Source organism: Leisingera sp. UBA4491 (assembly GCF_002388965.1).
Taxonomy (GTDB): Bacteria; Pseudomonadota; Alphaproteobacteria; order Rhodobacterales; family Rhodobacteraceae; genus Leisingera; species Leisingera aquaemixtae.
In genome coordinates, this window is the sequence record NZ_DGNN01000016.1 from 94244 (window position 1) to 109394 (window position 15151).

17 protein-coding genes are annotated in these 15151 nt (G+C 65.2%); 13 read left to right on the forward strand and 4 right to left on the reverse strand.

The features are described from left to right. Nucleotides 1–14: 14 nt before the first annotated feature. Nucleotides 15–908: an oxygen-dependent coproporphyrinogen oxidase gene (gene hemF, locus B2P87_RS08280; RefSeq protein WP_141891137.1), complete on the forward strand. Its 894-nt coding sequence runs from the start codon at nt 15–17 to the stop codon at nt 906–908. Between the two features lie 177 nt (nt 909–1085). Next, entirely contained in the window at nt 1086–1901 is an 816-nt protein-coding gene (locus B2P87_RS08285; RefSeq protein ID WP_141891136.1) for a GH25 family lysozyme, read from the forward strand. A 130-nt stretch (nt 1902–2031) separates the two neighbouring features. On the opposite strand, the gene hemC is transcribed toward B2P87_RS08285, so the two are convergent. Then, nucleotides 2032–2991: a hydroxymethylbilane synthase gene (hemC, locus tag B2P87_RS08290; RefSeq protein WP_141891135.1), complete on the reverse strand. Its 960-nt coding sequence runs from the start codon at nt 2989–2991 to the stop codon at nt 2032–2034. Nucleotides 2992–3189: 198 nt separating this feature from the next. Here hemC and hemE point away from each other — a divergent pair, with 198 nt between their 5' ends. Beyond that, nucleotides 3190–4224 (forward strand): uroporphyrinogen decarboxylase, encoded by a 1035-nt coding sequence (gene hemE / locus B2P87_RS08295; RefSeq protein WP_141891134.1) that lies wholly within the window; start codon nt 3190–3192, stop codon nt 4222–4224. Between the two features lie 114 nt (nt 4225–4338). Beyond that, a complete protein-coding gene (locus tag B2P87_RS08300; RefSeq protein WP_008554039.1) occupies nt 4339–4476 on the forward strand; it encodes a hypothetical protein in 138 nt (45 codons plus the stop codon). Between the two features lie 2 nt (nt 4477–4478). Here B2P87_RS08300 and B2P87_RS08305 read toward each other — a convergent pair whose 3' ends face one another. Both B2P87_RS08305 and B2P87_RS08310 read right to left on the reverse strand, forming a co-directional pair. Continuing rightward, nucleotides 4479–5564 carry a CaiB/BaiF CoA transferase family protein gene (locus tag B2P87_RS08305; protein WP_141891133.1) on the reverse strand — a complete coding sequence of 362 codons (1086 nt, stop codon included), beginning with the start codon at nt 5562–5564 and terminating at the stop codon, nt 4479–4481. Between the two features lie 46 nt (nt 5565–5610). Next, the gene (locus B2P87_RS08310) at nt 5611–6471 is read right to left on the reverse strand and encodes a helix-turn-helix domain-containing protein (RefSeq protein ID WP_141891132.1); all 861 of its coding nucleotides are present in this window, start codon (nt 6469–6471) and stop codon (nt 5611–5613) included. 104 nt (nt 6472–6575) lie between these two features. On the opposite strand from B2P87_RS08310, the gene pobA reads away from it, so the two are divergent. Beyond that, entirely contained in the window at nt 6576–7757 is a 1182-nt protein-coding gene (gene pobA, locus B2P87_RS08315) for a 4-hydroxybenzoate 3-monooxygenase (protein ID WP_141891131.1), read from the forward strand. Between the two features lie 90 nt (nt 7758–7847). Then, nucleotides 7848–8708 carry a crotonase/enoyl-CoA hydratase family protein gene (locus tag B2P87_RS08320; protein WP_141891130.1) on the forward strand — a complete coding sequence of 287 codons (861 nt, stop codon included), beginning with the start codon at nt 7848–7850 and terminating at the stop codon, nt 8706–8708. 204 nt (nt 8709–8912) lie between these two features. On the opposite strand, the gene B2P87_RS08325 is transcribed toward B2P87_RS08320, so the two are convergent. Then, nucleotides 8913–9587, reverse strand: a complete 675-nt coding sequence (locus tag B2P87_RS08325) for an NAD(P)-dependent oxidoreductase (RefSeq protein WP_141891129.1) — start codon at nt 9585–9587, stop codon at nt 8913–8915. Nucleotides 9588–9788: 201 nt separating this feature from the next. On the opposite strand from B2P87_RS08325, the gene B2P87_RS08330 reads away from it, so the two are divergent. The 7 genes from B2P87_RS08330 to B2P87_RS08360 all read left to right on the forward strand — a co-directional run bounded on the left by B2P87_RS08330 (nt 9789) and on the right by B2P87_RS08360 (nt 15097). Beyond that, entirely contained in the window at nt 9789–10310 is a 522-nt protein-coding gene (locus B2P87_RS08330; protein WP_141891128.1) for a CoxG family protein, read from the forward strand. Nucleotides 10311–10432: 122 nt separating this feature from the next. Beyond that, a complete protein-coding gene (locus B2P87_RS08335) occupies nt 10433–11392 on the forward strand; it encodes an ABC transporter ATP-binding protein (protein WP_141891127.1) in 960 nt (319 codons plus the stop codon). After that, entirely contained in the window at nt 11389–12150 is a 762-nt protein-coding gene (locus B2P87_RS08340; RefSeq protein ID WP_027244650.1) for an ABC transporter permease, read from the forward strand. The genes B2P87_RS08335 and B2P87_RS08340 overlap by 4 nt, the downstream gene beginning before the upstream one ends. 207 nt (nt 12151–12357) lie before the next feature. Beyond that, nucleotides 12358–13155: a S49 family peptidase gene (locus B2P87_RS08345; RefSeq protein WP_141891126.1), complete on the forward strand. Its 798-nt coding sequence runs from the start codon at nt 12358–12360 to the stop codon at nt 13153–13155. Nucleotide 13156: 1 nt separating this feature from the next. Further along, nucleotides 13157–13330 carry a hypothetical protein gene (locus B2P87_RS08350; RefSeq protein WP_058285119.1) on the forward strand — a complete coding sequence of 58 codons (174 nt, stop codon included), beginning with the start codon at nt 13157–13159 and terminating at the stop codon, nt 13328–13330. Then, the gene (locus tag B2P87_RS08355; protein ID WP_141891125.1) at nt 13327–14289 is read left to right on the forward strand and encodes a calcium/sodium antiporter; all 963 of its coding nucleotides are present in this window, start codon (nt 13327–13329) and stop codon (nt 14287–14289) included. Before B2P87_RS08350 ends, B2P87_RS08355 begins: the two co-directional genes overlap by 4 nt. Next, nucleotides 14270–15097, forward strand: coding sequence for an SDR family oxidoreductase (locus tag B2P87_RS08360; RefSeq protein ID WP_286852453.1), 828 nt, complete (start codon nt 14270–14272; stop codon nt 15095–15097). Before B2P87_RS08355 ends, B2P87_RS08360 begins: the two co-directional genes overlap by 20 nt. Nucleotides 15098–15151 lie beyond the last annotated feature (54 nt).

Below are 15151 nucleotides of genomic sequence, written 5' to 3' on the forward strand. Positions count from 1 at the left end.
TGGAAAGATTTGGCATGACCGCAGAGATGATCGAGGAAAAAACCCGGGCCGCCGCCTGGTTCCGCCAGTTGCGCGACGAGATTGTTGCGGCGTTCGAGGGGCTGGAGGACAGCCACAGCGAAGGCCCGTTTGCGGAGATGGCGCCGGGCCGGTTCGAGGTGACGCAGACCAAGCGCACCTCAGACGACGGCTCTGATGCCGGCGGCGGACTGATGAGCGTAATGCGCGGCGGCCGGGTGTTCGAGAAAGTCGGCGTCAACATCTCCGAAGTCTACGGCACCCTGGGCGACCGCGCGCAAGCCGCCATGGCGGCGCGCAAGGGCATTCCGGGCATGAAAGACGACCCGCGGTTCTGGGCCTCGGGCATCTCGCTGGTCGCCCATATGCGCAACCCGCATGTGCCGGCCGTGCACATGAACACCCGCATGTTCTGGACCCCGCACGCCTGGTGGTTCGGCGGCGGCTCGGACCTTAACCCTTGCATCGAATACGGCGAGGACACCGCGCATTTCCACGCCACACAAAAACAGCACTTGGACCCGCATGGTGAAGACCAGTACCCGCGGCTCAAGGCGTGGGCGGACGAGTATTTCTATATTCCTCACCGCAAACGCGCCCGCGGGGTGGGCGGCATCTTCATGGATGACCAGAACTCCGGCGATTGGGTCGCGGATTTTGCCCTGACTCAGGACATCGGCCGCGCCTTCCTGCCGGCCTTTGTGCCGCTGGTTGAAAAACGCCGGGTGCAGGACTTCGATGAGGCCGCCAAGGACGCCCAGCTGATTCACCGCGGTCTCTACGCCGAATACAACCTGGTCTATGACCGCGGCACCAAGTTCGGGCTGGAAACCGGCCATGATGCCAATGCGGTGCTGATGAGCCTGCCGCCGCTGGCCAAATGGGTCTGACCCTGCCGCACCCGTGACACCGCCAGCGCGCCGCCCCCACAGCGGCGCGTTTTCCTTTGGCGGATTTTTGCTGACAACCTTTCCGGGCGCGCGACTTTGCGCCTGGCTGCGCTAGAGTGGGACAGAACAGGCAAAGACAACAGCAGTATTCAAAGGTTGAGGCAGGGAGCACATCACATGCGCAGACTGGTTCTGGGGGTATTGGCGCTGGCATTGGCAGCAGGCTGCGGCAGGGCGCCGGACAGGGAGGTGAGCGCGCCGCAGGTCACCCGGACCGAGCCTGCCAATGCGCGGCTGGCAGGATTGTCCACCTATCCCCGCTTTGGCGACCGCGACCCGCACGATTGGGACGGGCGCACGCCCTGGTCCTACCCGGTGCATGGCATCGACGTCTCGCGCTATCAGGGGGATATCGACTGGCTCAAGGTGCGCCGCTCCGGCGTGTCTTTTGCCTATATCAAGGCGACTGAGGGCGGTGATCACACCGACGCCAAGTTCCGCGACAACTGGCGCGGGGCGGGCGCCGCGGGGCTGAAGCGCGGCGCCTATCACTATTATTACTTCTGCCGCCCGGCGGCAGAGCAGGCCCGCTGGTTCATCCGCCACGTGCCGAAAGACCCGAACGCGCTGCCGCCGGTGCTGGACATGGAATGGAACCACCGCTCCCGCACCTGCCGGACGCGGCCGGACGGCGCAACCGTGCGGGCGGAGGCGCGCAAGTTCCTGAACATTCTGGAACGCCACTACGGCAAGCGCCCGGTGGTCTATACGACAGTGGATTTCTACCGCGACACCGGCATCGGGCAGCTCGGCGGCACCGAATTCTGGCTGCGCTCCGTCGCGGGCCATCCGCAAAAGGTCTACCCGGGTGAAAGCTGGAGCTTCTGGCAGTATTCCGGCACCGGCCAGGTGCCGGGGGTGGCGGGTGATGTGGATCTCAACACCTTCGGCGGCAGCCCGCAAAGCTGGCTGAGGTGGTCGGGGCAGATCTAGCGGAGACTGAAAGGGTGCTTTGCCCCCTCGCGCCATCGGCGCTCACCCCCAGGATATTTTCAGCCAGATGAAGAGAGGATCCTTAATTCATCTGGTTCCAAATATCCCGGAGCGCGAGGCAGAGCCTCGCTCAGGACTTCCAGTCAAAGAAGCCCTTGCCGGCCTTCTCCAAGAGCTTTGCCGCCATTTCCCGGCCCAGTTCCGCACCGTCTTCGACCGGGCAGGTCTGATCATCGCTGATGGATTCCGAGCCATCGGGACGCAGCACCTCGCCGCGCAGGCGCAGGGTGGAGCCATGCAACTCGGCAAGGCCTGCTATCGGAGTCTCGCAGGAGCCGTCGAGCGCCGCCAGGAAGGCCCGTTCCGCCGCCAGCCGCAAACCGGTCTCGCCGTCATGGATTGCCGCCAGCATCTCCGCCGCGCGGCCGTCAGCCGCGCGCCTCTCTATGCCAATGGCGCCCTGCGCCACCGCGGGCAGCATGTCGCCGGTCTCGATCGGATTGGCAGGCACATCCGCCATCGCCAGACGGTTGAGGCCGGCCATCGCCAGGAAAGTGCAGTCCGCCACGCCCTCGGACAGCTTGCGCAGGCGGGTCTGCACGTTGCCGCGGAACTCCACCACGTTCAGGTCGGGTCGGCGGTTCAGCAGTTGCGCCCGGCGGCGCAGCGACGAGGTGCCGACCACCGCGCCCTCGGCCAGTTCATGCAGCGATGTCAGCGCTGGAGAGATGAAGGCATCGCGCACATCCTCGCGCGGCAGATAGGTGTCCAGCGCCAGCCCCTCAGGCTGGGCCACCGGCATGTCCTTCATCGAATGCACCGCAATGTCGATGGCGCCCGACAGCAGATCCTCTTCGATCTCCTTGGTGAACAGCCCCTTGCCGCCCAGCTCCTTCAGCGGCTTGTCCGCCGCGATCAGCGCCTGATTATCGCCGGTGGTCTTGATCACCACGATCTCAAACGCTTCCAGCGGCAGATCGAAGGCAGCGGCGAGGCGCGCACGGGTCTCATACGCCTGGGCCAGCGCCAGCGGCGATCCGCGGGTGCCGATTTTCAGGGGCGAAGCGGGGGAGGGCAGGGTCAGTGTCATGGAAGAAGCCATAAATCAGTTTGCGGCCCGGTGGAAACCGGTTTTTGCGCATCTCCCACGGGCATCGCGCGCGGGCTTTGATATAGGACAAAGCGCAAAGGGCCAGTGCGCGGCAGATCGCCCCTGCTCTTGACATTCGCCCCCGCAGGCGTGACCTCAGAGGGCGACCTATGTGGGCGAAAGATAGCGAGGAAAATCATGGCCGGACAAAAGAAGCTGCTGCGCGCACTGGCGGGTGAAAAACAGGATGTGCCGCCGATCTGGATGATGCGCCAGGCGGGCCGCTACCTGCCGGAATACCGCGCCACACGGGCCGAGGCCGGGGATTTCCTGTCGCTCTGCTATAACTCTGACCTCGCCGCTGAGGTGACTTTGCAGCCGATCCGCCGTTACGGTTTTGATGCGGCCATCCTGTTTGCCGACATCCTGCTGATCCCGCAGGCTTTGGGTGCTGACCTGTGGTTCGTGACCGGCGAAGGCCCGCGGCTATCCACCATCACGACGGAGGCAGACTTCGCCAAGCTGGGCCCTGCGTCCGATATCCACGAGACGCTGAACCCGATCTATGAAACGGTCCGCATCCTGTCGCGCGAACTGCCGTCCGAGACCACGCTGATCGGCTTTGCCGGTGCGCCCTGGACCGTGGCGACCTATATGATCGCGGGCCGCGGCACGCCGGATCAGGGGCCTGCCCACGCTTTGCGCGAAGAAAACACTGCCCTGTTCGAGGCGCTGCTGGCACGGATCACAGAGGCGACCATCGACTATCTCTCCAAGCAGATCGAGGCGGGCGCCGAGGTGGTGAAGATCTTCGACAGCTGGGCCGGCTCGCTGAAAGGCGCGGACTTCGACAAATACGCGCTGGAGCCCTGCCGCCAGATCACCGCGGCGCTGAAGGAACGCCACCCGGGCATCCCCGTCATCGGCTTCCCGCGCGAGGCGGGTGAGAAATACGTGGGTTTCGCAAAGGCAACCGGTGTGGATTGCGTGGCACTCGATAACTCGGTGGATCCGGAATGGGCCGCCGCCAATGTGCAGGTGGACGGCTGCGTGCAGGGCAACCTGGCCTCCCGCCACATGGTGACAGGCGGGCAGGATCTTGTGGATGACACCCGCCGCATTGTCGAGGCGTTCAAGAACGGCCCGCATATCTTCAACCTGGGCCACGGCATCACGCCGGACGCGGACCCGGACAATGTGCAGCTGATGATCGACACGGTCAGGGGCGGCTGACCTGCTGCGCGCTGCCCGGCCTTGTGCCGGGTGGCTGTTTCAGGCATCAGCGCAGAACGACGCGCCGCGAAAGAGGACATAACGGTGGATTACGGTAAATCTGGAGCACCCAAAATGGGCAAGAATAAACCTCGTCACGCCGAACATAACGCCAAGGGCACCAAGAAGAACCCCTTTGGCAAGCAGGCGGACAAGACTGAGCTGCTTAAGCGGATGAAAGCTGCCGCCGAAAAGGCCAAGAAAGAAGACTGACCCTATTTCCGGCCCAGCTCCGCCAGGATTTCCCTTGTGTGCTGGCCGCGATGCGGGATTTCCGGCGGCACCCACTCTGGCTGGCCGGAAAACCGCGGGGCAGGGGCGGCTTGCAGCACGCCTTGGTCTTCGACCCAGGTGCCGCGGGCGTTCATCGCATGCGCCTGGGCCTCCTCCGGGTTCAGCACCGGGGCGACGCAGGCATCGCTCCCGTCGAACAGCGCCTCCCAGTGATCGCGCGGCTGGCTGGCAAAGATTCCCGCAAGGCGGCCGGTCAAGGCTGGCCAGAGCGCCTTGTTGAACTGCTGCTGGAACTCCGCTTCCTCCGCCAGCCCCAGCTTCTCCAGAAACAGCGCATAGAACTTCGGCTCCAGGCATTGCACCGAGACATAGCCGCCGCCGGCGCAGGCATAGGTGCGGCTCCAATGCGGCCCGTCGAGCAGATTTGCTCCACGTGTGACGCCGAAGTTCCCGGCCTGGCGGATGCTCATCAAGAGGTTCATCATATGCGCCGAGCCGTCATAGATCGCGGCATCGACAACGCAGCCCTCGCCGGTGGACTTGGCCTTGAGAATACCCGCCAGCATCCCTGCCACCAGATACATCGCGCCGCCGCCGATATCGCCGACCAGTGTGGCGGGCGTCAGTGGCACGTCACCAGGGTTTGAGGCATACCAAAGCGCACCCGACAGCGAGATGTAATTGAGGTCATGCCCCGCCGCATGCGCCAGAGGGCTGTCCTGGCCCCAGCCGGTCATGCGGCCATAGACCAGGGCCGGGTTGACCGCGTGGCACTCTGCCGGCCCCAGGCCCAAACGCTCCATCACACCGGGGCGGAATCCTTCGATCAGCCCATGTGCGGTTTCGGCAAGTTTCAGGAAGGTTTCGGCGTCCTCGGGTGCCTTCAGGTCCAGCGTAATCGACCGCTTTCCCCGGTCCAGCAGCGAGTTGTCTGGCATCCCCGGTGTACGCCCGGTGTACGGCCGGTGCACGCAGATCACCTCCGCCCCGAGGTCGGCCAGTGTCATCGCGGCAAAGGGGCCGGGGCCCAGTCCCTCGACCTCCAGAATGCGGATCCCCTGCAGCATTTGCGTTCCCCTTGCGATGTCTTTGCAAAGGCCAGTCTGCTCCGGCTCAGCCGCTTCCGGCAAGCTGCTGGCGGAATTTCCGTGGCGGCATTCCGGTGCCCTTGGCAAAGACGCGGCTGAAATGGGCGGGGTCGTTGAAGCCCAGTTCATAGCCGATCTGCGCCGCGGTCATGTTTGTGTAGATAAGCAGCCGCCGCGCCTCCCGCAGCACCCGGGCGCCGACCAGCGCCGAGGCCGGCTGGCCCGTGGCCTGATGGGCGATCCGGTTCAGATGGGTCGCTGACACCGCCAGTTCATCCGCGTAGTCCGCCAGCGGCCGGCGCAGGCGGAAATCGCGCTCGACCAGCGCTTCAAACCGGGCAAACAGCGTGCCGGTCTGGGATTGCACACTGGGTTCCTGCCCGGCCGCCGCGGCGCGGGCGGCCAGCGCGGTGAGACTGAGTGCCAGCCCGCGCAGCATCTGCGCCCGCCCGAACGCCTTGGCGCGGTATTCATGGAACAGCCGTTCCGCCAAGTCCTGCATCCCCTCTGGCAGCGGCAGCACGGCAGGCAGGTCCAGCGGCGCGCGGATCCCCTCACCCGGAGCCAGGTTCTGGTCCAGCAGATCGGAGGTCAGGGTGATCACCCAGCCGCCGGTGCCATTGCCAAACCGGAAGCCATGCACCACGCCGCGGGGCACATTGATCAGGCAGGGCGGGGCCAGGTTAGGTCTGTTTCCGTCAAGATCCGCCTCTCCCCCGCCGCTGGTCAGCACCAGCAGCTGATGCAGCCTGGCGTGCCGGTGTGGCCGCAATTCCCAGTCATGCAGCTCTGATCGGGCGCGAATCGTCTCGACATGCAGCACATCGGCCAATTCGGCGGTCTCGCCGAACAGGTTGTAGCTGTCGATGCGGGCTGAGGAATGCATGTGCGAAATATACAAGAGATGGCACGGTTGGTCCATTCGCAATCAGGTGCGCCCGGCGCATAATCCCCCTTGCACGAATATACCGAACGATCAGGGGAGCGCGCATGTCCACGCATCAGACGCAGGTTGTTATCATTGGCGGCGGGCCGTCCGGGCTGCTGCTGTCGCAGCTTTTGCACCGCAAGGGGATCAGCTCCATCGTGCTGGAAAAGCGCACCCGCGCCCATGTGCTGGGCCGGATCCGGGCGGGCGTGCTGGAGCATGGTTTCGTCAACCTGATGCGCGAGGCGGGTTGCGGCGCGCGGATGGACCGGGAGGGCGAGATCCACGAAGGCTTCCACATCGCCCATCAGGGGCAGCTGGACCGGATCGACCTGGCGAAGCACACCGGCGGCGACACGGTGATGGTCTACGGCCAGACCGAAGTGACCCGCGACCTGTATGAAGCGCGCGATGCGATGAGCGGTGTCGTGATCCACGAAGCGCAGAACGTGCAGCCTCATGCGCTGACCGAGGCGCGCCCCTTTGTGACCTGGGAGCAGGACGGCGAGGCGCAGCGGGCCGAGTGCGATTTCATCGTCGGCGCCGACGGCTTTCACGGGGTCAGCCGCAAGTCGATTCCCTCGGATGTGCTGAAGGAATACGAGAAGGTCTATCCCTTTGGCTGGCTTGGGGTTTTGTCGGAAACGCCTCCGGTCTCTGAGGAGCTGATCTATGCCCGGCATGAGCGCGGCTTTGCCCTGTGTTCGCTGCGCAGCCGGGTGCTGAGCCGGTACTACATCCAGGTGCCGCTCACGGACCGGGTGGAGGACTGGAGCGATGCGGCGTTCTGGCAAGAGCTGAAGCGCCGGTTGCCGGATGAGGTTGCGGCTGGCCTGCAGACCGGTCCGTCGATCGAGAAATCCATCGCACCCCTGCGCAGTTTCGTGGCGGAGCCGATGCGCTATGGCAACCTGTTCCTGGCAGGCGACGCCGCCCACATCGTGCCGCCCACCGGTGCCAAGGGGCTGAACCTGGCCGCCTCGGACATCTATTACCTCTATCACGGGTTCTTGGATCACTATCTGAAAGGCGACAGCGCCGGGCTGGACGACTATTCGGAAAAGGCGCTGGCGCGGGTTTGGAAGGCGGAGCGCTTCAGCTGGTGGATGACAAACCTGCTGCACCGGGCGCCGGAGGGCAGCGAGACCGACCTGCGGCTGCAGCGTGCAGATCTGGACTACCTGTTCTCCTCGGATGCGGCGCAGGCGTCGCTGGCCGAAAATTACGTCGGGTTGCCGTACTAGGCGCCGCAGCTGGGCAGGCTGACGCTGCGTCGGCCCGTCTATGCGGGGGGCGCGGCCTGTGATCTCCTTTGCGCAGCGGAGGAGGAGCCCATGTCCACGGTACTGTACGAGAAAGACGGCCGGATCGCGCGGATCACGCTGAACCGGCCAGACGTGATGAATGCCATCAATGACGAAATGCCGCGGGATCTGGCCGCGGCGGTGGCGCAGGCGGATGCGGACCCGCAGGTGCATGTGATGATCCTGTCCGGCGCGGGTAAAGGGTTTTGCGCGGGCTATGATCTGACCTATTACGCCGAGGGCAACGGCAGCGGCGAGGTGACCCAGCCGATGCCTTGGGACCCCATCAAGGATTACCGCTTCATGCGGGAGAACACCCAGGCCTTCATGTCCCTGTGGCGGGCGGCCAAGCCGGTGATCTGCAAGGTGCACGGCTTTGCGGTGGCGGGCGGGTCGGACATCGCGCTGTGCGCGGACCTGACGTTCATGGCGGAGGATGCGGAGATCGGCTACATGCCCGCACGTGTCTGGGGCTGTCCGACCACGGCGATGTGGGTCTACCGTCTGGGCGCGGAGCGGGCCAAGCGGATGCTGTTCACCGGCGACCGGATCAGCGGCAGGGGGGCGGCGGAGATGGGGCTGGTGCTGCAGGCTGTGCCGGCGGAGCAGCTGGACGATGCGGTCGAGGAGATGGCGGCGCGGATGGCCTCGGTGCCCATCAATCAGCTGGCAATGCAGAAACTGGTGATCAACCAGGCGATTGAGCAGACCGGGCTGATGCAGACCCAGCGGCTGGCCACGGTCTTTGACGGGATCAGCCGCCATTCGCCCGAGGGGCTGAACTTCAAGGCGAGAGCGGAGGAGGCGGGCTGGAAGCAAGCGGTGCAGGAGCGGGATCAGGGCACTTTCGACTGGACAGCCAATGAGACGCTCCCCAAGCGCAACCGCTGACCGGAGCAAGGCGGGAGGGCTCCCGCGCCTGTGCCATGCATCGCAGATGCAAGGCAAAGCCTTGGGCATGGCGCCGCGCTGACGCGCGGCGCCGGGGCGTTTGGGGCACGGTAACGCTTCGTGTGACAGGGCAGCGCATGCGCTGCTGCGCGGCCGCAGCGCGCAAGGCGCGCTGCCCGGCCCAACGCCGGCCAAGGCCCGGCGTCAGCCGGCCGCCAGGGCGGGGGCGGGAGCGCCCCAGGCGACGGTCAGCCTTTGCCGGCTGCCGCGCGGGTGCTCCGCCAGATCCAGCAGAGCCGCACCGAAATCCGCAAAGGAGATCTGCGAAGCGCCATCCGCATCCGTTACCAGCGTATCGGTGCCGAACCGGTAGCGGCCGGTCTGCGGGCCTTCCGTCAGCAGCGCAGGCGGGCGCAGGCAGGTCCATTCTGTCTCGGTCTCCGCCTCCAGCAGCGCGTCCTGCGCGGCGCAGGCCTCGGCAATCGGGCGGACGCTTTCCGGGAGGAAACCCGGCGCGCTCAGCACTGTGTAGCCGCTGCCGTCGGCCAGCTTCAATGTCGCGGCACCGCCGGTCACCAGCACCGGAATGCCGGCCAGCCGGGCCGCATCAAGCGCGGCACGGGTCAGCGGCACCAGATCGGCTTCCCGCCCCGCGAGCGGCCGCAGGGCACTGATCACTAGGTCGTGTCCCCGGGCGGTCTCTGCCGCTGCCTGGGGGTCCGCCATCAAGTCCAAGGGCTGCGGGGTGACCAGGGGGCTGAGACCCGCCAGCGCCTGCGGCTGCCGGGACACCGCCGTCACTTGATGGCCGCGCGCTACCGCGGCCCTCAGGGCTGCGCTGCCTGCATCGCCGGTTGCGCCAAAGAGGATGATTCTCATGGGTGGGTCCTTTCATTTATCTTGACGTGAAGATAGTTCACAATAAATCTTGACGTCAAGATGAATTTCAAGATTTCCTGCGGCGGTCCCTTGCCCCGGGGTACCCGCCGCCGCCCTCTGGGCCACTGCGGACTTGGCAGGGCGGAGCCGGGCGGCTAGGTCTTGGGGAGCCAACGACACAGCGCCAGGGAGGCCCAGCCCATGCAGATGAGTGACCAGAAGGAAATCGCCGCCGATCCGGCAACCGTCTACGCGGCGCTGCTGACGCCTGAGGTGCTGCAAGCCTGCGTGCCCGGCGCGCAGGACGTGACGGGCACACCCGAGGAGGGGTTCCAGGCCACGGTCACCCAGAAGGTCGGCCCGGTCAAAGCCACCTTTAAGGGGCAGGTGACCCTGTCGGACCTGGTTGAAAACGAGAAACTGACCATCAGCGGCGAGGGCAAGGGCGGGGCGGCCGGCTTTGCCAAGGGCGGCGCCATCGTGACCCTGGCGCCATCGGGCTCCGGCACGCTGCTGTCCTATGATGTCGAAGCCAAGGTCGGCGGCAAGCTGGCGCAGCTGGGCAGCCGGATCATCGACGGCTTTGCCAAGAAGATGGCGGACCAGTTCTTTGCCAACCTGCAGGCGCATCTGGCGCCGGAGGCCGCGGCAGACGACGGCGGCGATGCCCCGGAGGACGGCGAAAAGAAGGGCTGGTTCAGCAAGGTGACCGGCCGCGGCTGAGCCTGCCCGGAACTCTGCGCAAGCGCACAGGCCAATCTGCGGCCCGATGTGCGGCACGGGGCTGGCAGACGCGGCACACCGCCGCTAGGGTAGCCGGGATCTGAGACCATCCCGGAGGCATCATGGCGGCCATCCTGTCCATCCGCGATCTGCGCAAAATGTACGATGGCGGTTTCGAGGCGCTGAAAGGCGTCTCGCTCGATATCGAAGAGGGCGAAATCCTGGCCCTGCTCGGCCCCAACGGCGCGGGCAAGACAACCCTGATTTCAACCGTTTGCGGCATCACCACTGCGACCTCGGGCAGCATCAGGGTGGGCGGTTTCGACAACGTCTCCCAGTTCCGCGCAGCCAGGGCGCTGATCGGGCTGGTGCCGCAGGAGATCACCCTGGAGCCCTTCACCAAGGTGCTCGACACGGTCACATTCTCGCGCGGCCTGTTCGGCAAGCCCGCCAATGCGGAACTGATCGGGAGCATTCTGCGCAAGCTGTCGCTGTGGGAGAAGCGCGACAGCCGCATCATGGACCTGTCAGGCGGCATGAAGCGGCGGGTGCTGATCGCCAAGGCGCTGGCGCATGAGCCGCGCATCCTGTTCCTGGATGAACCCACCGCCGGAGTGGACGTCGAACTGCGCAAGGACATGTGGGAAATCGTGCGCGAACTGAAGGCCGGCGGCGTTACCATCATTCTGACCACCCATTATATTGAGGAGGCAGAGGCCATCGCCGACCGGGTGGGGGTGATCACGGGCGGCGAGCTGCTGCTGGTCGAAGCGAAGGAGCAGCTGATGGCGCGGATGGGCCAGAAACAGCTGGAAGTGCAATTGGCCAAGCCGGTCGAGGCGGTTCCGGAGGCGCTGTCGCAGCACAACCTGCAGCTGGTCAACGGCGGCGGCGGGCTGCTTTACACCTATGACACAAGGGCGGAACGGACCGGCATCACCACGCTGCTGAATGATGTGGCGCAGGCCGGTCTGGTGCTGTCGGATGTGCAGACGCGCGAATCCAGCCTGGAAGACATTTTTGTCGGCCTCGTTTCGACGGGCGGGGATTCGAAGGGCGCAGCCGAGGGGGACGCGGCATGAACTGGACAGCGGTTGCCACCATCTACAAGGCTGAAATGGCGCGGTTCTGGCGCACCTTTCTGCAAAGCTTCATCTCGCCGGTGCTGTCCACCTCGCTCTATTTCGTGGTGTTCGGCAGCGCCATCGGCAGCCGCATCCAGGAGGTCGACGGGGTCGAATACGGTGCCTTCATCGTGCCGGGACTGGTGATGCTGTCGGTGATCACACAGAGCATATCCAATGCCTCCTTCGGGATCTATTTCCCGAAATTCATCGGCAATATCTATGAAATCCTGTCGGCGCCGATCAACTTCCTGGAGGTGGTCGCGGGCTTTGCCGGGGCGGCAGCGACCAAGTCGCTGTTCATCGGCGTGGTGATCCTGTGCACCGCCTCGCTGTTTGTGGACCTCCCGATCCAGCATCCCGTTGCAATGGTCGCCTTCCTGGTGCTGACTTGCCTCAGCTTTTCGCTGATGGGGTTCATCATCGGCATCTGGGCCGGGAATTTCGAGCAGCTGCAGCTGGTGCCGCTGCTGGTAGTGACGCCGCTGGTGTTCCTAGGCGGGTCGTTCTACTCGATCTCCATGCTGCCGCCGGTGTGGCAGACCATCACCCTGTTCAACCCGGTGGTTTATCTGGTGTCGGGCTTCCGCTGGGCGTTCTTCGGTCAGGCGGATGTGCCGGTGCTGCTGAGCCTGTGTGCCATTGGCGGCTTTACCCTGGCCTGCATGGCAGTAATCTGGTGGATCTTCAAAACCGGCTGGCGCATCCGGGCCTGATCGGGGGCCGGAAGCAGGGCGGGACGGCCGCAATTGCAAGCTGCTGTTCTGCCCGGCGGGAGCCTCCTCCGCAGTCGTCGGAACCCATTTTCCCAGCTCAAATCAGCGTTGCATTTATGCCCGTGGAGGCGGCGGTTTTTGCGTTTCGCGGGAAAACCCCGGGGGGTGCATCTTGTTTCACCCCGGGCGGCCCTCTACATCGGCGCCATGAGAATTCACCTGCCTTTCCTGAAAAGACAGCCGCTGGTGGCGGTGGTGCGCCTCAACGGCGCCATTGGCATGCCGGGGCGCGGTTCGCTCAGCGATGCCGCCCTGGCCCCGGTGCTGGAGCGCGCCTTCCGCAAGGGCAAGCCGGCCGCCGTCGCGCTTGAAATCAACTCCCCCGGCGGCTCGCCGGTGCAAAGCTCGCTGATCGGTGCCCGCATCCGCCTCCTGGCGGAGGAACTGGGCATCCCGGTCTATGCTTTTGTCGAGGACGTTGCGGCCTCCGGCGGCTACTGGCTGGCCGCCGCTGCGGATGAGATCTGGGCCGACGCCAGCTCGGTGCTGGGCTCGGTCGGGGTGATCTCCGCCGGGTTCGGCGCCCATGTGCTGCTGGCCCGCCAGGGTGTGGAGCGCAGGGTTTACACCGCGGGCGAAAGCAAATCCATGCTGGATCCGTTTCGTCCGGAAAATCCCGAGGACGTGCAGCGCCTCAAGGTGATCCTGAACGACATCCACGCCAATTTCATCGACCACGTCACAGAACGGCGCGGCGCCAAGCTGAAGAACGATGAAAATCTGTTCACCGGCGAGATCTGGCTGGCGCGCAGAGCTGAAGAGCTGGGCCTGATCGACGGTATCGGCCACCTCAAACCCAAGATGCAGGAGCGGTTCGGCGAGAAGGTCCGCTTCCGCCGCTACGGCCTGAAGAAGCCGTTCTGGAGCCGGTTCGGCATGCGGGTTGCCCAGGACGCGCTGGCCGGGATCGAGGAACGTGCCGAATACGCGCGTTTCGGGCTCTGACGTGCTGTTCAAGATCGTTGCCCTCTTTCTGGTGGTGATGGCTGTGCTTGCGATGTTCGGCAAGCTGCGGTTTCCCGGCCAGAAGCACATCAATTCCAGGCGCTGCCCGGCCTGCGGCCGCTTCCGGATCGGCAAGGGGCCGTGCGCCTGTAAAAAAGGAGATCGTGGCAAATGATGCCATGGCTGTATTCGGCGCTTGGTTTGGTGATCCTGCTGCTGGCGGGCGATGCGCTGGTGCGCGGCGCGGTAAACCTCAGCCTGCGGCTGGGGGTGCCTGCGCTGATCGTCAGCCTGACCATCGTTGCCTTTGGCACCTCGGCGCCGGAATTGCTGATTGCCGTCAGTGCAGTGCATGAAGGCGCAGACGGCATCGCGATGGGCAATGTGGTCGGGTCCAACACCGCCAATATCCTGCTGGTGCTTGGCATCCCCGCGCTGTTGCGGGCGCTGCACACCAGCGAATGCAGCACCCGCAGGAACTATGTCTTCATGCTGGGCGCATCGGTGCTGTTTATCGGTCTGGCTTTCAGCGGTACCTTCACGGTCTGGTCCGGCCTGATCCTGCTGACCGCACTGGCCGGGGTGCTGGGTGTAGCTTTCCGCGATGCCCGCAAACACCGCCGCAATGGCAAAGGCAATGGCTGCGCCACGGATGCGGACTTGGAAGAGATCGAAGAGGCCGACCCAGACATGCCGTATTGGCGTGTCGGAATTTACCTGCTGCTGGGCCTGATCGGCCTGCCGCTGGGCGCCGACCTGCTGGTGGACAACGCCTCGATCATCGCGCGTCTTTACGGGATCAGCGAAACCGTGATCGGCCTGACGCTGGTGGCGGTGGGCACCTCGCTGCCGGAACTGGCCACAACCACAATGGCGGCGATGCGCCGCCAGGCGGATGTGGCGCTGGGCAACGTGATCGGCTCCAACATGTTCAACCTCCTGGCCATCATCGGCATTGCCACCTTTGTCGGTCCGATCAGCGTCGATCCGGAGTTCCTGCAGTTCGACCTCTGGGTGATGCTCTCGGCCTCGCTGCTGCTGATCCCCTTTGTCTTCTTCAAGCAGGACATCACCCGGACCTGGGGTGTCATTCTCAGCGCGCTCTATCTGGCTTATATGGTCGTCCTGTTCTAACTCTAGGCCGGCAGCAGCAGGGGAGGCGCAGATGCGGGCATTGGTGACAGGAGCGGGCAGGCGGCTGGGCCGGGCGATGGCCCTGGAACTGGCCGCGCGCGGCCATGACGTCGCCGTCCACTATGCAACATCCGCGCAGGATGCCGAGGAAACTGCCGTGGAAATCCGCGCACAGGGCCGCCGGGCGGCGGTGTTGCAGGCGGATCTCCTGGACGAGGCGCAGTCCCAGGCGCTGCTGCCCCGGGCGGCTGAGGCGCTGGGCGGGCCCGTCACCTGCCTGGTCAACAACGCGTCCATTTTCGAGCATGACACGCTGGCCAGCGCCACCCGGGACAGCTGGGACCGACACATGGGCAGCAACCTGCGGGCGCCTTTCGTGCTGCTGCAGGCGATGGCGGCGCAGGACGTGCCGCTGGAGACAGACGCCCGGGGCGAGCCCTGTGCCTGGGGACTGGCGGTCAACATGATCGACCAGCGGGTGCGCAAGCTGACACCGGAGTTCATGAGCTACACGCTGGCGAAATCGGCGCTGTGGACCCTGACCTGCACCGCGGCCCAGGCGCTGGCGCCGCAGATCCGCGTCAACGGCATCGGTCCGGGGCCGACGCTGCAGGGGCCGCGCCAAAGCGCGGAGCAGTTTACCCGCCAGCGCCAGGCCACGATTTTGCAGCGCGGCGCCGACCCGCAGGACATCACCGCGGCCTTGTCGTATCTACTGCAGGCCAAGGCGGTGACCGGCCAGATGATCTGTGTGGACGGCGGCCAGCACCTGGCCTGGCAAACACCCGACAGTGACGGGCTGGAGTGACGCAAACAGGGGCGAAACCATACCTTTCGCCGCAAGTTTTGCACCGGTGTGCCT